The sequence below is a fragment of the uncultured Gimesia sp. genome (assembly GCF_963976445.1).
Lineage (GTDB): Bacteria > Planctomycetota > Planctomycetia > Planctomycetales > Planctomycetaceae > Gimesia.
On the sequence record NZ_CAXBKP010000018.1, the window covers coordinates 62,409 to 87,241 of the forward strand.

General features: G+C 47.6%; 13 protein-coding genes and 11 tRNA genes. 16 read left to right on the plus strand and 8 right to left on the minus strand.

The genetic code is table 11. The features are described from left to right. Positions 1–115 precede the first annotated feature (115 nt). The 5 genes from AAC022_RS18600 to AAC022_RS18620 all read right to left on the minus strand — a co-directional run bounded on the left by AAC022_RS18600 (position 116) and on the right by AAC022_RS18620 (position 8,295). Positions 116–1,801: an HDOD domain-containing protein gene (locus AAC022_RS18600; RefSeq protein ID WP_339733475.1), complete on the minus strand. Its 1,686-nt coding sequence runs from the start codon at positions 1,799–1,801 to the stop codon at positions 116–118. A gap of 136 nt (positions 1,802–1,937) precedes the next feature. Continuing rightward, complete coding sequence (locus tag AAC022_RS18605; protein WP_339733476.1) at positions 1,938–6,059, minus strand: PAS domain S-box protein; 4,122 nt, start codon at positions 6,057–6,059, stop codon at positions 1,938–1,940. 440 nt (positions 6,060–6,499) lie between these two features. After that, on the minus strand, positions 6,500–7,018 hold the full coding sequence (locus tag AAC022_RS18610) for a DUF6790 family protein (RefSeq protein ID WP_339733477.1): 519 nt from the start codon (positions 7,016–7,018) through the stop codon (positions 6,500–6,502). Positions 7,019–7,071: 53 nt separating this feature from the next. After that, positions 7,072–7,299 (minus strand): hypothetical protein, encoded by a 228-nt coding sequence (locus tag AAC022_RS18615; protein ID WP_339733479.1) that lies wholly within the window; start codon positions 7,297–7,299, stop codon positions 7,072–7,074. A 222-nt stretch (positions 7,300–7,521) separates the two neighbouring features. Further along, on the minus strand, positions 7,522–8,295 hold the full coding sequence (locus AAC022_RS18620) for a hypothetical protein (protein ID WP_339733481.1): 774 nt from the start codon (positions 8,293–8,295) through the stop codon (positions 7,522–7,524). Positions 8,296–8,635: 340 nt separating this feature from the next. Here AAC022_RS18620 and AAC022_RS18625 point away from each other — a divergent pair, with 340 nt between their 5' ends. The 16 genes from AAC022_RS18625 to AAC022_RS18700 all read left to right on the plus strand — a co-directional run bounded on the left by AAC022_RS18625 (position 8,636) and on the right by AAC022_RS18700 (position 16,750). Continuing rightward, on the plus strand, positions 8,636–9,730 hold the full coding sequence (locus tag AAC022_RS18625; protein WP_339733482.1) for a prenyltransferase/squalene oxidase repeat-containing protein: 1,095 nt from the start codon (positions 8,636–8,638) through the stop codon (positions 9,728–9,730). Between the two features lie 206 nt (positions 9,731–9,936). Beyond that, positions 9,937–12,714, plus strand: coding sequence for a hypothetical protein (locus tag AAC022_RS18630; protein ID WP_339733483.1), 2,778 nt, complete (start codon positions 9,937–9,939; stop codon positions 12,712–12,714). A 355-nt stretch (positions 12,715–13,069) separates the two neighbouring features. Continuing rightward, a tRNA-Glu gene (locus AAC022_RS18635) sits at positions 13,070–13,142 on the plus strand. A gap of 72 nt (positions 13,143–13,214) precedes the next feature. Next, a tRNA-Lys gene (locus tag AAC022_RS18640) sits at positions 13,215–13,286 on the plus strand. Between the two features lie 22 nt (positions 13,287–13,308). Further along, a tRNA-Thr gene (locus tag AAC022_RS18645) sits at positions 13,309–13,381 on the plus strand. A 33-nt stretch (positions 13,382–13,414) separates the two neighbouring features. Then, positions 13,415–13,485 (plus strand) — tRNA-Gly (locus AAC022_RS18650). Between the two features lie 10 nt (positions 13,486–13,495). Further along, positions 13,496–13,571: transfer RNA gene (locus AAC022_RS18655), tRNA-Pro, on the plus strand. 39 nt (positions 13,572–13,610) lie between these two features. Then, a tRNA-Asn gene (locus AAC022_RS18660) sits at positions 13,611–13,685 on the plus strand. A 36-nt stretch (positions 13,686–13,721) separates the two neighbouring features. Beyond that, a tRNA-Trp gene (locus tag AAC022_RS18665) sits at positions 13,722–13,792 on the plus strand. A gap of 21 nt (positions 13,793–13,813) precedes the next feature. Next, positions 13,814–13,887, plus strand: a tRNA-Leu gene (locus AAC022_RS18670). Between the two features lie 13 nt (positions 13,888–13,900). Next, positions 13,901–13,975, plus strand: a tRNA-Asp gene (locus AAC022_RS18675). A gap of 9 nt (positions 13,976–13,984) precedes the next feature. After that, positions 13,985–14,062 (plus strand) — tRNA-Leu (locus tag AAC022_RS18680). Between the two features lie 200 nt (positions 14,063–14,262). Next, positions 14,263–14,345: transfer RNA gene (locus tag AAC022_RS18685), tRNA-Leu, on the plus strand. A 214-nt stretch (positions 14,346–14,559) separates the two neighbouring features. Next, positions 14,560–15,123, plus strand: a complete 564-nt coding sequence (locus AAC022_RS18690) for a 2OG-Fe(II) oxygenase (RefSeq protein ID WP_339733484.1) — start codon at positions 14,560–14,562, stop codon at positions 15,121–15,123. Between the two features lie 31 nt (positions 15,124–15,154). Beyond that, a complete protein-coding gene (locus AAC022_RS18695) occupies positions 15,155–15,937 on the plus strand; it encodes a hypothetical protein (protein WP_339733486.1) in 783 nt (260 codons plus the stop codon). 30 nt (positions 15,938–15,967) lie between these two features. Next, positions 15,968–16,750: an RNA ligase family protein gene (locus AAC022_RS18700; RefSeq protein ID WP_339733487.1), complete on the plus strand. Its 783-nt coding sequence runs from the start codon at positions 15,968–15,970 to the stop codon at positions 16,748–16,750. Positions 16,751–16,811: 61 nt separating this feature from the next. Here the strand turns inward: AAC022_RS18700 and AAC022_RS18705 are convergent, their stop codons facing one another. The 3 genes from AAC022_RS18705 to AAC022_RS18715 all read right to left on the minus strand — a co-directional run bounded on the left by AAC022_RS18705 (position 16,812) and on the right by AAC022_RS18715 (position 24,462). Continuing rightward, complete coding sequence (locus tag AAC022_RS18705; RefSeq protein WP_339733489.1) at positions 16,812–18,251, minus strand: catalase; 1,440 nt, start codon at positions 18,249–18,251, stop codon at positions 16,812–16,814. A 217-nt stretch (positions 18,252–18,468) separates the two neighbouring features. Next, positions 18,469–19,365 carry a LysR family transcriptional regulator gene (locus tag AAC022_RS18710; protein WP_339733490.1) on the minus strand — a complete coding sequence of 299 codons (897 nt, stop codon included), beginning with the start codon at positions 19,363–19,365 and terminating at the stop codon, positions 18,469–18,471. A 159-nt stretch (positions 19,366–19,524) separates the two neighbouring features. Next, positions 19,525–24,462, minus strand: coding sequence for an SIR2 family protein (locus tag AAC022_RS18715; protein WP_339733491.1), 4,938 nt, complete (start codon positions 24,460–24,462; stop codon positions 19,525–19,527). Positions 24,463–24,833: the final 371 nt, after the last annotated feature.

Below are 24,833 nucleotides of genomic sequence, written 5' to 3' on the forward strand. Positions count from 1 at the left end.
GTTCACACTGGCTGTGTTATTGAGAGGCTGCTGTTTTTTAGCTCGCGTTCATCGATCTTTTACTGTGGTAACTTGAGTAGGCGCAGCAGGAGAGTGAGGCGTACTGAATCTCAACCTAAGTTGAGAAAAATGAGTGTAGTCTCTCAATGGTGGTAGGCAGGCAGATTGAGTGATCTGGTTTAAACAGGGATGCATCTCTCTTATTACGAACAATGCCATAGAGATCTTGTGAGTCCTGGGTTTCTACAAATTGTCTTAACTGATTCCCACCAAGCGACACGCCATCAATCAAGTCACGATGCGCCAGTTCCTGTCGTTGATCAAATACTTGAAGTCCCATTGATTCCAGCAGAGGGAAGAGCAAATCTGATATTGTGTCTGCAGCCGAGAGATACTCAATAATGGGGGTGGCTTGTTGTGTTGACTGGTCTGTTCCCGGTTCGGATTGTTTCTGCTGCGTCGGAATTTCAAATTCGCAAGCTTCCCGAATAGAGAATAGGGTTCTCTGAACGGAAGGCATGTTTAATTTATTGAATACAGACTTACGAGGCACATCAACGGAATCACAGGGTTCCCAGAGCCCCATCGCAACGCGTGAAAGCAAGAGCGCTAGTTTGACGACCTCGATCCGTTGGCGTGGCTGATCTTGCAAGGCGATCAATTCGTCAAACGTGCGGGTAATATTTTCCAGCGGTTGTCGTGAGGTTGCGGGAATTCGCCATGATGAAAAGAATCGCGCACCAACTTCGCCGTAGGAGAGACCGAAGGCGGCCTCTTCAGCCAAATCCAGTGACTCGCCAGATTCCTGACAGTGTAATGTTAATTCGCGATGTTCGTCGGGGAACAGTGTCGCCAGAGCAATGCGGCCGATAGGGTGGAGCAGGGCACACAGAAAAGCCGAACCGTCAGAGTCAGCATATTGAGTTCGTTCAATAACACGAACAGCATAACTCGCGGCGAGGCAGCGTTTCCAGAGCAGATCGTGATCGATCCAGGGAATGTTACATTCCACTAATGCCTGCCGCGCACCATACATTACGGCGCGCTCTCCGATACTGTGAGGTCCCATCAGTAAGATTGCTGTTTCGATACTGTCGATCTCTTCGCCGTCAGAGTTGCTCTGCGCGCTGTTGGCTACTTTGAGGATTTCGGCAGTGAGTGCTGCGTCGCGTGTGATCAATTTCGCCAATTCTGTGGTGTCGGGATTCTCCCGTGATGCCATTGAGTAGACATTAAACGGAGTATGAGAAATTGGTAACAGGGTCTCGAGCTCAGACAATCGTTGATAGACTTTTGTCGGCGAAATTCGAATTCCATTTGTTAGATTGCTCACGGATGAGCTGAACGCATTTTTTTCGTTTTTCTGCCTGGATGAGCTACCTTGATTTTGATCGCCAATTTTTATTTTCTTCTCGTACTGTCGCTCTACCAGGCCGCGTGCTTTAGCAGCGAATATTTCGTAGTTCGTTGGTTTGAAAGAGATGTCGTCGACTCCACGAAAAATCAAATCTTTCGTTAAGCTCGGATCTTCAACCGCCGTATGAATCATGATCACGGGCCGTGATTCGTTTTCCAGCATCTCCAGCGCAAGCGAGTGTCCATTTTTATTGGGCATCCGCAGGTCCGTTACGACCAGATCATACTGTTTATGATGCATTAGAGCCGTGGCATGAATCCCGTCTGTTGCCGATTTACAGGCAAAGCCTGCCTGCGAAAGAGCAAACGACAGCATGCGGCTGACGATTTTGTCGTCTTCCGCAATCAGTGCGTTAAATTCCGATTTGTCTGTATAATCTACCATAGTTAACTCCTTACGCTGTCTTTCACTTTTAGAGTGAGAGATACTTTCCTCTTTTTTATTGTCTTGTCTGAAGTATGTATTTCAATGAATTCACAGGTTTAGAATGTCGCAGCTTCGATATTGAGAACAAAGGCACTCAACAGACATTTTGTTCTTCCAGCGTCTGCAGTTCTTCTCGAAGTCGAGGCAGATCATCCAGACACCGTTCCATTTCCGCGATAATATTTCTGATCAGGGGCTCGATACCTGTGAGATCTTCTGTATGGCCTGCCTGTTCGATCTTTGCAGATAATCGTTCCAGTGACAAAGCACACAGAATTCCGGTCGCCCCTTTGAGCGAATGCGCTGCCAGAGACATGGAATTGGCATCTTGTTCTTCTGCTTTTATCCGGATCTCCTCAACGCGATCTCGACCCGACGCTTCCAATTCATCTAAGAGTGATTCAGCAAGTTCCAGACTTCCAAAACTCCGTTCCATTAGTGTTTGAGCGTTGATGGGGGGTGGATCGCTTGGCTCAGGATTTTTTATGATGTCTAGCACTGGTGTGCTTTTTTCGGTCGTGTCTTCTGGTTCGGCAAAGAGTAAGTGTTCGATGGCTTCAATCACCTGATCTTTCTGCACTGGCTTACTGAGATATTCATCCATGCCTGCTTCCAGGCACCGTTCACGGTCACCTTTGATCGCATTGGCGGTCAATGCGACGATGGGGATGTGTCCTTCGAGAATTCCTTCCGATTCAAATTGTCGGATACGTTGCGTGGCTTCCAGACCATCCAGTTCCGGCATCTGACAATCCATCAGTACCAGGTCATATTGATTTTGTCGGACGTATTGGATCGCTTCATGCCCGTTATTAGCGATGTCGCAAGTATGTCCAAGTTGCTTCATGAGTTCTGTAATATAAATCTGGTTGATGTTATTATCTTCTGCGATCAAAATGTGTTTTGATGGTGGATTGACCTCAGTTGAATCAGGCTGACCGTCTAGTGTGATAATCGGTAACTTCTGGTCCTGCTTATCTTCGAATAGTCCATGGATGAGCTTGTGTAGTTTGCGACGCTGAATCGGTTTGCTGAGTGTCGCATCGATACTATATTCGCGTAATTCACTAGGGCTCAATTCAATGCAAGTCGACCCTGAAAGAAGAATGATTTTGAACGGCTCCTCTTTGAGTTCCTGCGCCAAATCCAGACCGTTTCTTTCAGGCATGATGAAATCAGTTAAAACCAGATCAAAGGGAGTGTTGTTTTCTTTCGCAGATTCGACGGCAGCCAGGGCTGCATCGACCGAAGCGACTGTGACGGTATCGAGACCCAACTCGGTGACATATCTTTCCAGGATTTTCTGATTTACCAAGTTGTCTTCTACGATGAGACTTCGCTTGCCTGCAAGCGGGTTGTTATCGGTCAGGGTTGCGGCTGACTCAGAGACAATTTCAAACGGAATTTCAAACCAGAATGTCGAACCAACTCCTATTTCGCTCTCGATTGTAATCGTGCCGCCCATCAGTTCTACTAGATTTTGAGAGATCACCAGCCCCAAACCGGTGCCGCCGTAGTGGCGCGTTGTTGATGCATCCACTTGCGAGAAAGACTGGAACAGTCGGCTGAGCTTGTCTTCAGGAATTCCGATACCCGTATCGGTGACCGAGAAACGAATCGTAACCTGATCATCCAGTCGTTTAATGGTTTTTGTGCGAACAATCACCTCTCCAAAATTCGTGAATTTGATCGCGTTGCCGACCAGGTTGACAAGAATCTGTCTCAGGCGATGGCTATCCCCTTTCAATACCAATCGTGATGCAGGATCAACATAACACGGCAGCTCTAGATTCTTCTCTGAGGTACGCCAGACCAAGGTGCTGACTGTATTCATGATGAGTTTTTCTAAATCGAATTCATGTATATCGAGTTCCAGCTTACCAGCTTCAATTTTGGAAAAGTCAAGAATATCATTGATCAATTTGAGCAGCGATTCACCACTGTTCCGGCAGGCGTCCACAAATTCCAGTTGTTTGGGACTCAGTTTCGTTCCTGATAGCAGCTCTGCCATCCCGATCACGCCATTGAGGGGCGTGCGGAGTTCATGGCTCATGTTTGCCAGGAATTCACTTTTTGCCTGGCTTGCTAATTCCGCGGATTCCTTGGCTTTCAGCAAGTCAAGTCTTGCGACTACTAATGCCTGGTCGGCCATAACTCGATTCGTGACATCAACAGAATATTTCACAACCTTGCAGGGTTTTTCATCCAAGTCTAAAATGGGGTTATATGATGCCTGAAGCCAGACTTTCTGACCATTCTTGCCGATGCGTTTGAATTCTGCCGTTATATATTCTCCCTGATTGAGTTTCTTCCAGAACTCTTCATATTTCTCATTGTCGCTGTCTTCAGGATCAACAAAGATTTTGTGATGCTGGCCGACCACTTCTTTCAGAGAGTAACCCATCGTATCCAGGAAGTTCTTGTTTGCCTTGATAATGGTACCGTCCATCTCGAACTCAATCACCATTTGTGATTCACTGATGGCCTCAATTTGTCCTTCGTAGTCGGCGTTGAGTTGTCTCTGATAGACTTCATGCGTCAGATCGCGAATAATACCAGTAAACAGAATCTCCTTATCATTATCTTCATCTTCGACAACGACTTGACTCACCGAAAGGTGGAGTGGGAAGGTGGTTCCATCCTTGCGTTGCCCGACCACTTCGCGACCACTGCCGATGACATTCTGTTCTCCCGTTGACAGGTAACGGGCCAGGTAACCATCGTGTGCTTCTCGATAGGGCGAGGGCATCAGCATCTTAATGTTTTCATCGAAGACTTCGGTTGCGGTATATCCGAAGAGACGTTCTGCTGCTGGATTGAATGACTTGATCAGACCTATTCCGGAAATCGTAATAATCGGATCGACGGCCGTGTTTACAATGGCTTCAATCCGACGTTCATTGGACTTGCTTTTCTCCGTGGCGATTTGTAATTTACGTGTTTGTGCTGCAGCTTCTTCTTCCTTTTGCTTCTGCTCAGTCAGGTCACGAATGATGCCGGTAAACAAAATTTCCTGTTTGTCATCGTCATCTTCGACGACGACTTGACTCACCGAAAGGTGGAGTGGGAAGGTGGTTCCATCCTTGCGTTGCCCGACCACTTCGCGACCACTGCCGATGACATTCTGTTCTCCCGTTAACAGGTAACGCGACAGGTAACCATCGTGTGCTTCTCGATAGGGCGAAGGCATCAGCATCTTAATGTTTTTATCGAAGACTTCGCTCGCGGAATATCCGAAGAGGCGTTCTGCTGCTGGATTGAATGACTTGATCAGGCCCACGCCAGAAATGGTAATAATTGGATCGACGGCCGTATTTACAATGGCTTCAATCCGACGTTCATTTGACTTGCTTTTCTCGGTGGCGATTTGTAATTCACGCGTACGTAATGCGGCTTCTAGTTCCTTTTGTTTTTGCTCCGTCAAATCTCGAACAATACCGGTGAACAGGATCTCTTCATCTCTGCCATCCTCTTCCAGGAAAACGAGACTCACCGAAAGATGGATGGGGAATGTTGTCCCATCCTTGCGTTGTCCGACCACTTCGCGACCGCTGCCGATAATTTTTTGTTTGCCCGTTGTCAGATAACGGGCCAGGTAGTCATCGTGTTCCTCACGGTAGGGGGACGGCATGAGCATTTTGATATTCTTACCGATGACTTCTTCGGCAGTGTAACCGAAGATGCGTTCTCCGGCTGCGTTAAATGCATGGATGATTCCCTGCGATGTGATCGTAATAATGGCATCGACGACATTTTCCAGAATCGTCTGATGGGAAGAACTTTTCTTTTGCCGCTCCTGAATTCTCGCCAGCTTTAAAGCAGTATGTTTTTTTTCTCTTTCAGCTTGCTTTTGCTTCAAGCAGATATAGGCTGTGATCCAGATAGCCATCAGTGACAAGACGCGGTTTGTGACGACCATCCACATTGAGGATCCACTGGGGGATAAAGAAAATCCCACTAAGGTAAGAGTCGAAGCAGCAAATGCAACTCCTAAGGTTAATCCCCGTCCAGAGGATCGCATTGTGTCTCTTACCAGAAGGACATAGAGCACACCGAAAGCCACACCTAGCGGTATCGAGATGTCAACGACGAAAAACAGGAATAACAGAAAAGCCACAACCAGAAGATATCGCTTTGAAATGGTATCTTTGACAGTGCGGAGGGGCGCAGAATGATCTGGTTTGAGCCAGGCAGGCTGTGTAGTGTCATTCTTCATTTTTCGATCCCATTCCTCAAATTAGTCTGAACGCTCGCCGTTCGATTGATTTTCTCTGCAAAGCAGGAGATGGATTTCCCACATCAATAGTTTAGGTTGCGTCTTGGCAACGTGCGTGGAGGCAAAGAACTGGAAATAGAGCAGTTTTTTGTAGGAGCCATCGGTGCAGACCAGGGGCTCTAAGACCGATACAGTGGGCTTTCTCTACCCCCTGTATTCTTGAGCGCATACCTGTTGTTAATGGGCGAGCCATTGAACTTATGGATTTGTGAGCGATACCGGAAATGCGGTTTCTACACTTCGAATCGATTCCTGGATTGAGGTGCAGCGTGTGCGGGATATCACTGCAGATTCATTTTGATATCGATTTCCACGTGACGCGCATCACGTAGGGAGGGACCAGATCTGTCGTCGCATTTCAATGTGCTGATGAAATCGTTTTATTCTACGGCTGGTTTTTTATTGTATCGATACTGCAGACCTAAGAGGACAAATCCCATGATGGGGATCGCAAGATCGGTATAAAAGATGACTCCCGCATTACCGGGCGCAAAGTTATGTGCCATGATCATTTGATATACGTGTCCTGCGGCGGCGCCCAGCAGAAACAGCGACGGCCCGATGACCGCAGCGGCTCGCATTCCTAAGCTGCCCTTGAATGCCAGAAAGCCAACCACCGCGTATCCCAGGCTGGCCGTTCCGACTTCAAACTGAAACGGACTCTGTTCCCAGCCGATAAACCCGGCGATCATTTTTCCAAAAAAGGAGTGCATGATGAAGTTAGAGAAAAAAGAAAACCCGATGGAAAACAGCAGAAAATAAGAAAACAACGCTTCCACGATCACCGCCGCCGATCGGGGACGTGACTTCACCAGTAGTGAAATCCCGGAAACCAGAAGACCCAGGATCAGGAAAGTGAGTGTGAAATTTTCCAGCAGTAGAGGGATGAGTGTGTTCAATGGACGCCCTTGATCATGCGGGGAAAGATTGATGTTTTTTGTCTGGTTGAAAGTCAGGGGGCTACTTTGACCAATCGACCATAAATCGAGTGAAAGGTAATCCAGCCATTGATGCGGCCGATGTTATTTCCGATCTGATACCGTTTACCCTGAATGGCTTTGATGAGATGAAGGTAATCATTTCCATTGACTTTGCATAGAACAATATCTCCTTTTTCAAGGTCTTCCACTTTGACGGGCGCGACGGTGCAGAGTTGACCGGAGTCAATTTTCCCTTTCATAGAATTCCCATGCGGGCGAAAGGAGACCGTTTCGCCTGCTTTCAGCTGTTCAATGGAATGAGTGGCCCAACCGATGGGTTTGCTCCTGGGTAACAGTCGATACAATTTCTACTTGAAATGAATCGTTGAGTCATTCAACAATCACATAATAGACAGAATATGGGACACAAAATAGATTAGACGGAGTATCGGGGATGGGAAAAGAAGCCGACGGCGATCTGCTTAAGGCCAGGGAGTAGGTACCTTGCCTTCCAATGCTTTGTCAATCGCGGCGTGGAAGGCGGCGTTGTCCCACTCTGCTTTGGCGCTCTTGGCGATTTCTTTTGCTTCCTGTTTGCGATCATTGACAACCAGCAGTGCGACCAGTGTGGTAATGTCGTTCGTAAATTTCTTATTGCCAAACTTAAGAATCTGGGGACCAATTTGAGGGTTTTTAGCCAAACGTTGATTTGCCTCACGACCATGCAGCATCAGCGCATAGGAGCGTTTCGGCTCTAGGTATTTATCACAAACTTGGTATTCCTTGCCTTTAATCAAGGCCGGTTTCGCCAGGCGAAAGACTTTCTTAGCGGCTGCTTTATCTTGGGTATCAAGCAGAATGAATGTGTCGACCGTGAGTGAGTCTTGATCCAGCGTGCGGTTGATCGCGACAAAATCGTGGAATGATTTAAAGAGTTGTTTACCCTCAAGCACCTTGTTGGATGCTTCATCGCGGGCTTCTCTGAGCCGATCCATAGCAGGTGGGTAAACTTTCGCGAGATCATGCCAGGAATTGAGAGCGAATGATAACCGAACTCCAGTAAACCCCCGATTATGTTTGAGCGAGTTTTCATGAATCCAGATCTGTTTTGCCAGTGCTACTTCGTAGTGTTTTGCGCGGGCATCGGCTTGGGCTTCGCTGAGAATCGTCTGTGGATCAGGATTTTCTGGTGGCGTCCATTCCTCGGCAAAGGCAGTCACTGGGATGAAGAACAAAATGGCAAGTAAGAGTTTCATAATCAAAGTTCCTTCGAGGATCAGGGGTCCTCATTCGAGATGTTTACTGTCTGTGCCGGTGTCTGTGCCGGAGATGGATTATAAGGTCGTATGCAAGAATGATATACAGGATACCATGTATGAGCCCCGTTAAGCCACCCCCAGACGTAGAAACTGCTTACTCCCAGGGAATGACTGACCTGATTATGATCAACTACGATTAATCGTATCGGTTACCCGGGAACGCTACAAAGGGATTTATTCAGGCAGTTAATCTTATTGGAAAAAATCATGCTTTGAGATAAGTGAAACGTATAGAATTCAGAGAGAAATTGAGTACCGATTATGAGAGAACAGCGGAATGCACGATCATAAATCAAACACATCCCACATGAGCGATCCGAAGTATTCACGCCGATCTGCACTTTTTGCAGCATTGTGCAGTGGTCTGGCGGCTGTGCGAGGTTGGTGCGGAGCTAAGCCGGTTGAAGCAGCACTTTCACATCCCGAACATGTGACGCCGCAAACGACTGTTGCTATCGAAAGCGGCTTGAAATGGCTTGCATCCCGGCAAGTTACCGATGGCGGATTTGGCAGACACGGTTCTTACGCACGAAATGTCGGAGTCTGCGCACTGGCGGGAACGGCATTCCTGGCACACCGTGGGATGACAGGACAGTATCGACGATCAATTCAGGAGTGCATTCAATATCTCACCAGCAGGGCACAGGATGATGGCTTCATCGTCGAAGCAGATGTCAAGACTCATGCGCCGCTGTATGGGCATGGATTTGCCACGATGTTTCTGGGACAGGTATTTGGCGAAGCAGCCGACCCGCGTGTGCGCGATGTATTAAAGACCGCAACAAAGTTGATTCTGAATCTGCAGGACGAGCAGGGAGCCTGGTGCTACACTTCGAATCCCAAAGATGCGGACGTGTCGATTACCACGTGTCAGATGATGGCTTTGTTTTCTGCGCGGCAGGCGGGCATTACTGTCCCGCGCTCGGCCATTGATCGCAGTGTCGAATTTTTACGGCGGGCGCAAAACCCGGATGGCGGTTTTCGTTATCGTCTGGATGATCCTCCCGAATCACTCTTTCCCCGATCTGCAGCGGCGGTTGTCGCATTAACATGTGCTGGCTTAGAGGATGATGAAGCCGTACAGCGCGGTCGAGACTACCTGCACCAGCCACACCCGCCATTGGAACTCTCGCCAGGACAATTGGCGGAGTACCATTTCTACGGTCGCTTTTACGCAACACATGCTGCCTGGCAGGCGGGGAAAACCGAATGGGACCGCTGGTATCCAACGGTCCGCGATGAACTGCTGTCGCAGCAATCACCTGAAGGAGCGTGGCACGATGCGAATATCGGCGATGAATACGCAACCGCGATGGCGCTGATCGTATTGCAGTTTCCTTATCGGAATGTCCCTTTGCTGGCGATGCGCTGAATTTTTTATCGATTGAGCCGCAGGATGTGCCCGCTCTGATTGCAGAAAACTGCGTGTCATACTTTATGGGCGATTCTTTTTGATTCGGAAAAGCGGTCATCGAAACGGTTGTTTCACGTATTGCATTGCGTCATGATAGTGGTTGAAACGATACATTTGATACGGACTTCATGTTTTTTTGCATTCGTTAGAAATGGGTGACTTCGATGCTTCACGTTTCCTTACAGATCTACCTTTGGGGACTGCTGTTCTCTATAGGCTGTCAATTAGCAGATGACAGTACGGAGTCTATTGCGGCTCCATCGGATCAGTCGGTTGTTCATTCTGAAGAGACAGGTCAGCCTGAAGCGGAACTACCCGAAACTCCTCCATTCACCATAACCACAAGACCGGGGGAAGCGCATTTAGAACCAGCTGTCTTGCCTGAGATTACTCCTGCTCAGATTACGGGCGATAGATCAGAGATCATTCTTCCGGATATTTATAGTAAGTATGCCGTAGGCGGTGGAGGAAGATTCTTTATCTTTTACTTGAGGAACCTTCGCCAACTGACCATCTTTGATGTATCGAAAGGCAAAATCGTCAAAACGATTCCGGTCCATCCGAACGATCTCGCTTTTGCTGCTAGTGCAGACAAGCTTGTGGTTGTTCGTATGTCAAATCAGCAACGAGTGATCGAACGCTTCAGTTTGCTTACTTTTGAAAAAGAGCTGACGCGCACCTTGTCTAATAATGAAATAATTATCCGAATGGTGATGGGGTCTGGTTCTAATGGCCCCATTTTTTGCAATAATGCATTTCAAAATGAACCTCGATTTTATGATCTTGATACATTAGAACCCAGTGCTATTCAGGCTGATTGGCCTAAACGCGAAAGTCTTCGTGGCACCTTAAATGCATCGACGAATGGTCGCGCTTTTGGTCACACCAAATCGGGGTCTCAGATGATAAGCATTATTTTAGGGGGTACCGGAATTGAGTCATTTCGCGAATCAAATCCTAGGTATGATCCCCTCTTTCCTGGTCCGGAAGGAGAGTTATTTTATTCAACCTTGGGAGCTCGAAATAAACAGCTTAAGATTATTGATTCAACCGCACATTTGACTGGGATTCCCGCGACGCATGGCCGTTTCTTTTTGCACGAAGAGAAAAGGAACTCCAGGAGAACGAAGTGTGCGGTTCATCTGGTGGGACAAAAGAAACCGCTATTAAGTTCACCCTTCGTTGAAAAGAAAACCGACCGCAAGGGGCGACTATTATCGGCACAAAATGAGTGGCAGCGATATTACTTAATTCCCTCTGCTGAAGTGATGGTTTACCTGCCTCTGTCAAATAATCAGATTGATTTGTATCGCATCAAGTTTGAAGATGCCGCTGAATCATGTGAATTCGACTATTTATTTGTGACCAGCTTACCCATAACCCTGGCCAAACGTGGAGAGACCTATGAGTATCCAATCAAAGCGCGATCAAAGCAGGGGGGAATTCAATATCAAATCGCAGCCGGCCCGCCTGGAATGACCGTTTCATCCGATGGGGTTGTTCAATGGCAGGTACCTGTAGATTACCCGCGATACAAAGCAAGCGTGCTCATGTCTTTGACTGATGCTTCCCAGCAGACAATATTTCACAAGTATGAGATCGCCGTTCGTGGCAAGTGGAAACCGGATGAAAATGCTCGCCCGCGCAGTCCTTCATCAGAGATCAGGAGCATTGCAAGCACTTTACCGAAGATAACTCCTGCACAGTTCGAGGGAGAAAAAAAACAAATCAAGCTCCCTGCACAAGTATCAGACATGGTGGTCGGTGCCGGTGGTCGTTATCTGTTTCTTTATTTGAAACACTTGAATCAAATTGCGGTGTTTGATTCCTCAAAAGCAAAGATTATCAAATATCTTCCGTTGCTTTCTGACGATATCTGTTTCACGGCTGGTGCGCAGCATCTGATTGTGATCGATCGTAAAAATAAAATGATTCAACGCTGGAATCTTTCCACGCTGGAATCAGATGCCACTGTTCCATTCCCGCTTTCTGAGCCTGTATTCCGGAGTGCAATGGGGCATGCATCACTGGGGCCGGTGATTCTGATGATGGGGGAAAGCTACAAGACGAAATCAATCCAGTTTCTCGATCCCCAAACATTGAAGCTGAAAAATATTTCACCGACTCAGTTAGTCAATAACAGTCAATTCGCACATTGGGAAATTGGAAACTACCTCCAGGTATCAGGTGGTGGCCAGGTTGCTGTTGTGAATAACAGAATTATGATTCTCTCAGTGGATAATACATATGAACAATACACGTATGGTCTCTACAATAAGTTTTTGGATTCTCGTGACCATCTTCTGCTCAATTATGATGGTTCGATGGCTTATTCAAAAGAGGATTTCTATTCCAGATTTCATCCAAAGCATGTTCGGCAGTCAAAAAGGCTTCAAATTCGACTTTTCCCTGCGACTGAGTCCGGTTTCTACTTTGATTCCTACGGATCAATCTATCTGGAAAATAATAAAAAATTCTTAGATTCGATGACGAGTGTTGATCCCAAGGTCAGCCTAATCAGACATTTTGAAAACAAAATCGGCTTGGATTTTGAAAAACGTTACACTTTAGTTCCCAGCGCCAACATACTGGTGCAATTTCCTGCTTCATGTGAGGAACTGATTGTCCATAAAGTTGACATTGATGAATTATTGGAAAAAAAAGGAGACGATTATTTCTTTCTCACGTCTAATCCTGTTCCAACTGCGCCGGCAGGTCAGCTCTGGCAATACCAGATACAAGTCAGATCAAAGAAAGGGGGCGTCAAATACAAATTGGGATCGGGATTTCCCCATGGTATGACAGTTTCTCCAACCGGTCTGGTTTCCTGGAAGGTTCCGGAAAAGTATCCTCTTTCAAAGGTTAATCTTGAGATTTATTTGGAAGATAATTCAGGCAAGAAAATTGTACATTCTTTCGCGGTCTTTATTCCCTCCAAATAATTGAAAGTTTCAAAAACAGGCGAACCGTTTTTTTTGTTCGCCCTCTATGTAGGCAGACCGTTTATAAAACACCGAACATCTTTTTAAACTACGGGATTTCATTTTCCATGTTTTTCGATCTACTTTTAACCAATTTCAATGCTTATCCGAAAAGCGATTTGAATGCCGGCCTCCCGGCTGAAGAATTACTCGCGCTCGGTTTGCGCTGTTGACATCTGGTTGATCTGCAGAACGTTTCAATCACCCGGTGTCGCAAGGCAGCGGGTTTTTTCGTGTCTTTCGCTATCAGCGAAATCAAATTTTCAACTTTATGTGCCGCTGCTTCCGCTCTGCGATCGGAGTACGTACTTAATCTGGCCCGTTCAACTTCTGGTGAGGTTACCGGCCTTTCACGCCGGGTAGGTCGGGTTCGAATCCCACACGGGTCACTTTCATTTTTTAAGGAGTTTTTGTCATGGATTCTATTTTTCATTCTAAACGCACGGCCCCCTGTTCCTTTCGGGGTCGTGGTGTAATGGCAGCATTACTGGCTTTTAACCAGTCAGGTGGGGGTTCGAGTCCCTCCGACCTCATTATGAGATTTGAATGAAACAGGCACCGGTCATCTAAGCTGGTAAGACATCGCACTTGTGATGCGACAATGTGGGTTCGATTCCCACCTGGTGCTCTTTGGTCACTTTAAGAATAGGAAAACAAATTAGCGCCCATGATGTAGCGGCAGCCTACTGTCTTGCCATGGCGGAAGTGCGGGTTCGACTCCCGCTGGGCGCTCTTATTTAAACAGGGTGTGGGGAAGTCTGGTCTAACCCGCGTGCCTTGGGAGCACGAGATCGCTGGTTCGAATCCAGTCACCCTGACTCCGCGAAAAGCGGGATGATGAAAGAGAAAAATAATAATGCGGTGGTACTCGTGTTGGTATGGGTGGGCGACTGTTAATCGTCTTGACGCAGGTTCGATTCCTGCCACCGCAGCTTGAGTGGAAGTCATCGTCTTTTATGTCAAAACAGACGCCTCTGGTGTAACGGCAGCATGACCGGTTCCAACCCGGTGGATCAGGGTTCAAATCCTTGGGGGCGTGCTTCACTGAAAATCAAAATTTGGCTCGGTAGGCAATTGGCAGACCACTTTGGTTTAGAACCAGAGATGCTGTGGGTTCGAATCCCACTCGAGCTACTACACAAATTACGTCCTCGTGGAGCTGTCCGGAAAGCTCGTCTGCCTGTCACGCAGAAGGTCATGGGTTCAAATCCCATCGGGGACGCTTAAATCCGGCGCGGTATGCAAACTGGTAAAGCAACGAAACTTAAAATATCGTGATTGTTTGCGGGTTCGACTCCCGCTCGCGCCACTAATCTGTGAGTGTCTCAGTGGACATGGGGAACGAGTTTCTTAGAAATGGGAGATACCATGCTTCAATGGAATACGAGCTAGATCGAATTAACCTGCGTTGGCTGGGCATTGGCGAGCCCAAGTGGCTGTAACCCACCCGCTTTTATAGCTTTGGCGGTTCAACTCCGTCCCAACGCACTTTGATGATGGTTTCACTATGGCCAAGTGGCGAAACTGGAAGACGCGCGACTCTCAGAAAGTCGTTCCTTTAAGGAGTGCGAGTTCGAATCTCGCCTTGGCTACTGTATGACGCAGAGGGGCAGGTGCCCAACCGGCTCTCATAAGGCTGGACTGCCCGGATCGATACCGGGCTCTGCTATTTGTTTTATTAAGGGCTGGCATGTACCTTGGGGGCGACTGACTTTTGCAAAGTCGGTGTGTTGGGTTCGATTCCCATCCGGTCCACTTTTTCTTTAATAATGTAAAACGCTTCTGATCAAGATGGTAGAGGAAATCATGAGACGGATCATCCAATTGAGAAATATTCTCAGTAAAGTAGAATGCGCAGCGCTCATTGAACGTCTGGAATCTGAGGGCTTTCGGGAACAACTTTCGGGAGACCGTGATCGCGTCGTTCGCGCCCGTTGTGTCTTTGAAGACCGGGAACTGGCGCAGTCTTACTGGGAACGTATTCGATCTCATGTGCCGGAATTGTCCGCTACTTATACAGGTGGGGTTAATCCGTCTCCGGACCTGCATGCGCCTCTGGCGTCGTTTCAACCGTGTGGCTTGAATGAACTACTGCGCTGTTATAAATATCTGCCGGGCGAGGAGTTTAGACGTCATGAGGACTTTGCTTTCGAGTGGAGTGAAACCCGACGCACGTTTTACACGGTTCTGTTCTATCTGAATGAAGAGTATACCGGCGGGGAAACTTGTTTTGATCATACGATGGTGACACCGGAAACCGGTCTGGCCGTGGTTTTTCCACACGAACTTTATCATTGCGGAAACAGAGTTGAAACTGGCGTCAAGTACGCGCTGCGTTCCGATGTTATATTTGAGGCACATCCCCAGTGAATGAACTCGAGATGAACCTTGGAGAAAAAATATGAATGAGTGTATTTGTCTAATCGGGTTTGATGAACCTGAGATTTCTAAGCTGAAATCGCGAATTTCAGGACGAGTCCTGGCGCATCCGTCTCTACCCGGTTTCCGGGTAGAGAACGGTCAACTTTTTATTGATAATGCATCAGGGGGCTGGCAGTCGCGCGTGGATCGTGTGATCTTTCATGGAATCTTTGAATGCGATGCAGAACTGTTTGTCGCGCTGGCATTATGGGGCGGACCCTGTTTTCCTGATCCGCTGGGGATGCTCAACTGCCGTGATAAACACGCCTGTCTGGTGCGAGCACTTTCTCAAACTCGGTTTCCCGGTTTTGGACGTGGATATGTGCCCGTCGGTAGTGTTGTGAATGTTTCATCGGAGCAGGTGGCAAAGTGGGGGAACTGGCACTGCGGCGAAAACAAGGCACGGATTCAGGGCGAATGGCGTGCAGAGTTCAGTAGCACACTCGAGCCGTTTTATCCGGGCGAAGCCGTGCGCGTGATTCTGCTGGGCGAAGAAGTCCTGCAGATTCGTCAGGCAGGTGACGACTGGTTGAAATCGATTCATGATTCCGCAGCCGACTTGATGGACGTTGATCCGGAACTGGCCGACGATACCAGACAACTAGCGGAGTATTTCGGCCTGCCTGTGATTGCCAATGACTATATTGTTGGCAAAGATGGCTCAAAGTATTTATTGGAAGTGAATCACATTCCAAATGTCACCCGATTTCCATTGATCTGGGAGCGGTATGCTGATCTGGTGATCAACTGGTGTGAGGAGTGAGAAAAAATAATAAGAGAAACAGGAACACCAATGCGAGTTACACGTGAATTGGATTTGAGAAAACTGAACAGCGCGACGAAGTACCCTTCGATTCCCACTTATCACGCGATGGGTGAGCGGGGAGCGCTGTTGGAAGAGGTTGTTGACTTCGGTGGCAAGGATCTGATCGCAACCGAGAAGGTGGATGGTACGAACAGTCGGATCATACTGATGCCGGATGGATGCTATCTGATCGGCAGTCGGGAAGAATTGCTGCATGCGCGGGGTGATCTGATCCATAACCCTGCGCTGGGAATTGTGGAGACGCTCAAACAGACTGCGGAGCGAATTGTATCTACATTTTCCACTGCATCAGATGTCATCACCGTTGTGTATCTGGAAACGTATGGTGGGAAAACGACGGTAGCCGCGAAACAGTACACGAGCAAACGGGAATTCGGTTATCGAGTTTTCGATGTGAGTCGTGTGTCTGTGAAACATCTCGATACCAATTTGGAAGCAATTGCTGCCTGGCGTGAGAATGCCGGTCAGACGTTTCTGGATGAACGGGAACTGACCGAGTTTGTTCGTTCGCTGCAATTGGAATTAACGCCTCGGATTCAGATTCGGGAAACACTGCCTACCACAATTGTCGAAACTCAGATGTGGCTGCAGTCAATGCTTCCCGATACTTTGGTATCTTTAGATGCGAAAGCAGGCGGGAAACCGGAAGGTCTCGTTGTGCGTACTTCCGATCGAGGTCGGATCGCGAAAATTCGTTTCGAAGATTACGCACGTCATCAGAAACGAGCGGTCCGAAAAAAGGGCTCTTAAACAGAAAACCCCTGCCGACAAGTTGCCGTCGGCAGGGGATTCTTTTTTAGACTCAAGACAATCAGGATGCCTTTAACGCTTCACGAACGCCCTTTGCATATGCCGGGTCGGCTAGCTCAAAGTGTTTGAGCTGGCGGTCGATGATTTCTTGTGGTACGCCCTGCATGGCGGCGGCGATGTTGGAGAACAGCCGGGCTTTCTGGCCGTCGTCAAACAACTGGAATAACGCGCGGGGCTGTGAATAATCGTCGTTTCCTTCGCGGTGATCATAGCGGGCCGCATCGCCGGATATTTTCAACGGCGGTTCGGCGACATCCGGACGCTCGACAGGACCGTTGAAGGAATTCGGTTCGTAGTAAGCGTCCACAGGGCAGCCGTTCGATTTGAAGTGCATCGCACCATCTTTGTGGTAATGATGCACGGGGCACCTTGGTTCGTTGACGGGCAACGATTCGTAGTGGGTTCCCAGACGATGCCGGTGTGCATCGGGGTAGGAGAAGATGCGGGCCTGTAGCATTTTGTCGGGAGAATAACCGATGCCCTGAACGACGTTGGAAGGCGAGAACGCGGCCTGTTCGATTTCCGCGAAGTAGTTTTCCGGGTTGCGATTCAATTCCATTGTGCCGACATCGATACAGGGGTAATCACTGTGTGGCCAGACTTTGGTCAGGTCAAACGGATTATAAGGCGTCTGGTCTGCATCGCTTTCCGGCATCACCTGGATCTGGAACTTCCATTTTGGGAAGTCTCCTTTTTCGATGGAATAGAACAGATCTTCCTGCGTGCTTTCACGTGTCTTACCGATGACCTGTTCGGCTTCTTCGTTGGTCCAGTGTTTGTGCCCTTGCTGGGTTTTAAAGTGGAACTTGACCCAGAATCGTTCATCCTGTTCATTGATGAAACTATAGGTATGACTGCCGTAACCATTGATGTTCCGCACGCCAACCGGCAAACCGCGATCGGAAAACAGGATCGTGACCTGATGGAGTGATTCCGGCGAGAGAGACCAGAAATCCCACATTGCGGTGGGAGAACGCAAATTGCTTTTGGGATGACGTTTTTGTGTATGGATGAAGTCCGGGAACTTGTAAGCATCTCGGATAAAGAAGACCGGCGTATTATTGCCGACCAGATCCCAGTTGCCTTCTTCCGTGTAGAATTTGAGTGCAAAGCCACGCACGTCGCGCTCGGCATCAGCGGCACCAGCTTCGCCGGCGACGGTAGAAAAGCGGGCGACCATGTCAGTTCTGATTCCCTGTTGCAGTGCTTTCGCTTTCGTATATTTGCTGATGTCATGCTCGATCGTCAATGTGCCATGCGCGCCGCAGCCTTTGGCATGCACGACGCGTTCGGCGATCCGCTCACGATTCTGATGTGCGAGCTTTTCGAGCAACTGGTAATCCTGCATCAGAACGGGGCCACGTGGACCGGCTGTCAACGAGTTTTGATTATCGGCGATGGGCGCACCGCCTGTCGTTGTCAGCGTCGGTTTCTTGTTCATGTTCTCTGCTCCTTGAATGGTCATTCCAGTGTGCCGTCATCCGGTGGGATGAGGGGGTGAATCTGATCAGGCTGATTATAATGTATCGGTCAAATGTTCGTTGCAGATGAACTATAGAGGGCCGGAATAGAGATGTCTAATGCATTATTTCGATCGTTGCCATACCCGCTATGCATCTTTCAATGAAGATGTTTTCTCAGACAGGTGCAAATCAAAATCATTTCTTCTGCTGTTTATGCTGTTGTACATAAACGCGCAAACGGTCTTTGAACGTCTCCAGCAGGCGACTTTGAAAGCGATAGGGATTCCAGATGACGGCAATTTTACGCATCGGTTTGGTTCCGCTCAAAGAGCGATAGACGCGTCGGTTTGTTTCATCCCGGTCGCGTGCCATTTGCGGGACCATGGAAATCCCATGGGAGAGCGAGACGAGTTCCTGGACCATGGCCAGTTGGCTTGTATGTTCGACAGCCACGGGATGATAGGAACGCTGGCGACAGAAGGAAACGATATTATCGGACAGACAGTGTGCTTCATCCAACAGTACGAACGGAAAAGGCTTGATATCAGCCAGGCGGATTTTAGTTTTCTCAACCAGAGGGTGCTCCGGCGGCAGGACTAACAGTAATTCTTCCTGAAATAGTTCTTCCACTTCAAGGTATCGGGCAGGGACTGGTAGCGCGAGAATCGCCAGATCGATTTCTCCCTGAGTACAGCGATGAAGCAGCTTGTCGGTGGTTTCTTCCTGTACGATAAGTGTTGCTTCGGGGAATTCGGTGGAAAACTGGCGGAGAAAATCGGGCAGGAAGTAGGGGGCAATCGTGGGAATGGCGCCCACGCGAATCTGGCCCGTATGACCATCGTCTGAGATTTCCGCTTTCGTGTCTTCGATGAGGGTCAAAATCTGTTGCGCACGCGACTGCAAGAGAATGCCTGCTTCCGTCAGCGCGAGGGAACGCGTTTTTCTTTCAAAGACAGGCTGCCCGAGTTCGTCTTCCAGTTTTTGGATCGAACGGCTCAAAGCGGGCTGGGAAATCAATAATTCTTCCGCCGCGCGGGTAAAATTACCCCGTTCTGCGACACGTAAAAAATAGCGTAACTGATCGACTTCCACGGTCTCGTTCCTTACGGATTGTTGATGCACGTCATGCATGCATAGTGTTGTCTGGTATGCATAAGCAGTATGTATTCTTTTATGTGATCAGGCAACAAAAAAATGCTTTAATGAGATACATGAATCCCAGGTATACGAATTCTCCAGCGAATAAGCTGCTTACGACCCACCATGAATGGGCGTGAAATCGACGACATCTCGGGCCAGTTGTAATGTGTTTTCCGCGTAAGCGTGAGCGAACGGGTCGAGTGCGGGAGGCATACTGCTCCGTCGTTTGATTTTTGCTTGCAGGATTTCGATCGCAGTTCTTTGACGATCTGCGCCGAGTGCATTTCTCATCAATTCCTGCCGTGTAGGAAGCCATTCGAGGTCAGGTGACAGTTGAATTAAAATTGATAATGCCCAGTGACAAATAGCATAACTTTCTACAACGCGCGATAATCGAACCAGGTCGAGTCGAACCATACGCAACGTATTGTCCAAGGCATCATCGAGAATGGTCGGTTCGCCACGGGAGCAGGAATTGGAACCGAAATCAGGAATGGGAACTATTCCAGCACGTGTTGATGTAATCTGCTCTCGTGAACTATCCGGAGATTCGAAGATAAGATGGTATACCCGTTCGTGAATGGAAAATAACAGTCGATATTCGATGACCTTGGCCTGTAATTCAAACAACCAGGTGGACCACCAGACATTTTTGTGTTTTTGTACGAGGGCTTTTTCCGCTTTTTTCAAACTGGCTTCGGCGTCTTCCAGCAGTCTGCGGCCGCTTGATAAATCAGTCTTCAAATTATTTAAATTAAAAGGAGTCTTGGCAGACTGTTTATTTTTAACCCAATAGTCTTTTGCATCCTTTAGATAGCGAATAATTTCCTGTTCGGATTTATTAAGACCTTCGAGTCCTCGGGAATGATTTTCGCGTGCAATCCTGTGTAACATACGTAATAAGTTCCGACGTGTTTCGGGAATAATCCCATCACCGAGCCACCGGGCGTGGAGTAAAAAGAGTTGGGCTCGATGCAGTTCAATGATACCAGAGTTTAGTAGTGAATCGGATGCACCCAGGTTGGAGGTGAGTCCGCGAGCCCTGTCTAAAGATTCATGGGATTTATGCCAGTCTGCCTGGATTCCGTAAATGGTCGACATTTGCGTTTCCATCATCTGACGACTATGAGTGGATGTAAATGTATCGGAGGTGTTTTGACGACGTGAAATTCGATTGAAAAAGTGGTGGATTTCGATCGCTTTCTGACACCATTTATTTTCCTGCTTAATGATGCTTTTCCCACAGGCAAAGCGCGCCGATTCGATCTGAACGATCAACCATTGGACCTGCCGACACAAGCATTTGGCCAGATCAGAAACAGCAACCAGCTGCCATTCATCTAGCTGTTTTGGAAGGTGTTCTTCAATCTGATCACCTGAAACTTGACACTCAATTGAATTGAGTATCTCATGGAAATCTTCTAATCCTCCACACTCATAGTCACCTCGATAGGGGTTTTCACAGTCCTTCGCTGACTGTGCGGGAGTGAAAGCAAGTGCTTTAGTGATTTGTTGAACCTCGGTCAATTCATCCTCATCAAGCAGCTTGACCGACTGAAGTAACTCTAACAAACCTGTCGAATTAGGACCTTTCCCCGAAGATGCATACTCCCACACTGGCAGCTCGCGATTATTGCTGTCTTCTATCACTCTGCATGAAATCTGAAATGCGTTGGATAATTGTCTGATCGTAGCGGGATAGCCGCGCGTTGCCAGGCAGAGAATGCCACCATGACGGTACCAGGAAGCAAATTCATTTAACAGGTGTTGATCTCCGATGGAGTTGTTTTCCTCGATCCAATCATTCCAGATCGTGCTTTTATCTTTTAACGATTTCAAGGTGTCTTCTGTATTATTTCTGATGTAGTCAAAGTCTTCTTGATTTTCGGGCATGAATAAGTTGAATTTGATTTCATGGCTCAACAGATACTCACGAATCTGGCGATGCCGAAAAAAGCCACGGTTATGTTCTGAGACCTCGCGCGCGATTCCACGTTTGATATATAAGGCGCGCAGTACCATCTGATGAATGAGGCTTTGTGCATTTTTAATGGCCTGCAGATCTTCTTTAAGAAAGGTCACTTTAGGGGGGATTTTGTTAGAAATTTCTGTATGTAGAGTCTTCAGCAATTTTTCTCGGATGTAAACAAGTCTTCGGCAGGTGGCTTTAGGGTAGCCTGTTACTGAAGCAGCGGGCTCGACTTCCTGAAGCAACAGGCGCGCTGCCGACAGAGATGCAATTAATTGCTCAAGGGGAACCACTGGTACATCGCTGTCTTTTTTTGGCGGCGCCCAGCAGACTGAGGATTTCCCTTTTTTCTTTGCTCGGTTATGTCGTAAAATCTGGAATGCTTCATAAGCGGCATTGAGAAAATGAGTGACCCCTTCGAGACCTGCAAGTGGATCTCCCGAAGAGCGAAAAAGTTTGTCATACCAGTCTGCTATTAGATAATGAGCGCGGAAACAGGCGAATGGTAAACGAACTTCGGTTTTTGAGTTACGAACGTCCCACTTGCTGTTTATGTCGGTTGAGCTCACATGGGATTGAAAATATTTACGCAGATAATTTCTTGCGGGAGCATGCATCCAGGTAAAATTACCAGGCATGCGCCTGACGATACACAGTTCTGCATCCGCTAATTCATCAATCCACCCAAGGGCTTCTTTTTCCTTTGGTTCAGCAATTCCAAATATCAGGTTGTAGCGGCTTCGGAATTGATTAGAGAGTTCCTGTGTAGATGGGAAAAGAGCCTCCGGTGGAAAAAACGCATCGGAAAGTAGCAGATCAGGGTAGCGAAACCGGTCAGTCAGGCACAATGCGAGCAGGAATGTCGCTTTGTCTTTATTGTTAGCCCACTCGAGACCCTTCTGAGCAGATTTCTCCTGCGTAAAATCTTGTTGCAGTTTAGTTGATTCAATCAACTCAATTTTTGATATTTCCGTTTCATGGGGGGCAGTGTTCTTGTCGGGAACTTTTATTGTTCCTGCCAGGTTTGTGGCTTGAAACGCATAACCGTCTTTGACTTCAATCTTGCGTCCTAGGTTTTTCGAACTCAGGTATTCCTGTAGTGGAGTGGGGACGAATTCATTCTGCTCGTCTTTATCGGGTAGATATGCATGATAGAGTAAGACTAAATTAACATTCTGGCATTCAGTACCGGACACGCGTGCTAGCAGGTCAGCAAATTCATTTGCATTAGAAGAAGGATCTTCTAATTCTGTTTTTCGACGGGGAGTATCCGTTTCGCTGACTTTGTCCAGCCAGCCATTTGGATATTTTTGCGCATCTTTATTCTGCTTATCATCCATATCACAGCGAGATGAACCGGCACCATCACGTGCATCGATAAAAATTACCCACTCTTTACGTCCTTGTGTGAGTCGCCTGATTTCGCGCACCGCTTTTTCCGATTGATCATACAGCACAATCGGCATCCAATCTGAAAGTCCTGCGGTTTTCGCAACGGCATCGGTTAGAATTTCAAATAACTCATCGGTGCTGCCAATATGTTCCATCGACATCCAGACAGCCTGTCTTTGTTTTGACATCGCGCGATAGAAATGATGAATGCCTTTACTAATCACGCCGTGATGGCCGGGAGGTGCTGTCAGCCTCAGTAACCGGCACTCTCTAATTTTTTCAGTATGAACACGTTTTTCATCATGGAACAGGGAGTCTGCGGTCTCGCTGATTTCAGCTCCACTTTTATCGATGCCAGCGTGAATCAGATTATCGAGGAGACGGATTTTTTTCGGTGATAGATCGGCTGGAGGAAAACTGAATGAAGCCGAAGTAGGGAACGGAGCTGACTTGGGGGGTAATGAGCAGGTGACAGACTGAAACAGTTGCAACAGAAATGCACCGAGAAATGAATGTGTGATTGTATAAATTTCGGCATCGGAATTCTGAAATGCTGCTTCGACTTCTTTTTGATCTCGTTCTGTATAACAGACCCAGAAAATTTTGGGGGGAGTACTGTCTCCGTTCGTGACTGTATCGTTCTTGGTGACTTGATCTGAAGCAGTGCCGTTTGACTGATTCTGTTTCCGGCGTTTGATAGTGTACTTTAAGAGTTCGATCACACGTCGGTCATTTCCGGAAGTTCCCAGGATAAATGCATGGTTTTTGATGTCTTTTTCAGAGTTTGAAAACCGATGCGACTCATCAATCGTTGTTTCACGTACATTTCTCCAGAAATAGGAACGGAAGTTTTCTTTTTCTTTCAGAGTTGGTTCGTCGTCCAGAGAGTAATCCGCACGGACACCATATCTCCCTCCGTGCAGCTTGATTAAGATTCGATCCCTGCTGGAAGACGCGTTGGGGATACTAGCACTTAAATGGACATCAACTGGGTCAAGTGGCTCGCCTGCTTCTCGAAATGCTTCTTCAGTTAGTTCGTCCAGATTTGTTGTCAGCACAACTTCAAATCGCATTGGACTGGCGAGTTGTGCAATCATCATATGGACGAGACACGGACGTTTCCCGGACGAGATATGATGAAAGAAAGAATCGATAACATCATAGTTGGGAGGCCCTAAACGCAGGATATTCGTTTTATGGTTCTCGCTAGGCTGAGCAGTGACCTTCGGAAAATATTCCAGACGGGAAAGAAAGAGTAGCAGAGATCGCCAGTCTGCCAGCGCTCCAATTGCTTCTTCAAAGACCTGAGATTCATTTTCAGCTGAATAGGTCGATTCGCGTTTCTTGTGAATTTCTGCCACGATTTCGTCAAAGGCATGATGGGCATCTTGCAGACGGATGTTCTTGAGGGGGGGCCAGGCGTCAGTTCGCGGATACCAGCGACGTTTCCTGCGATCTTGTTCCTGTAAACCAACGCCGAGTGCCAGCTTGAGGCATTTCGCTAAAAAGGTACGAACTTCACTAATGATAGGGACACCAGAACCAACAGAAACACCTGCTCCCAGCAAAGGAACAAACCCATTTCCGTTTGCTAATTCCTTTCTCATTTTGTGAATAAAATTGGTTGCTTCTAAATGTGTTACTGATTTCTGATCTTCTTGAGACGATCCTTGGTGAGCAGTGTTCATCAAAGCCTCATTGTTGCAGAACTAAGTTGTGATCACGGGGACAAAATAAAGGATTCTAACTTTAGTCGTTTTACCTAGACTACCAATTCGAGACGACAGTTCAAGTGAGTGATGACAATTTGTGCATAAGTGATTTGCTGGGAGCACTAAGTAAAAGTTTAGTTAACGTGGAATTTCACAAAGCGGACGTTCCAGGACCGTCTAACTCTGGTGAAAAATGATTCCCGAGACAGGGCTACCTGAGACAGGGCCATAAGATGAGAGGATCAGTTTGGAGAAACGAGCGTTGAACTCTTTCCGCGATCGAGGAATTAACAAATGTGGATTTCATAAATACCGACAGTAAAACATGTTGAATACACATCAACAAA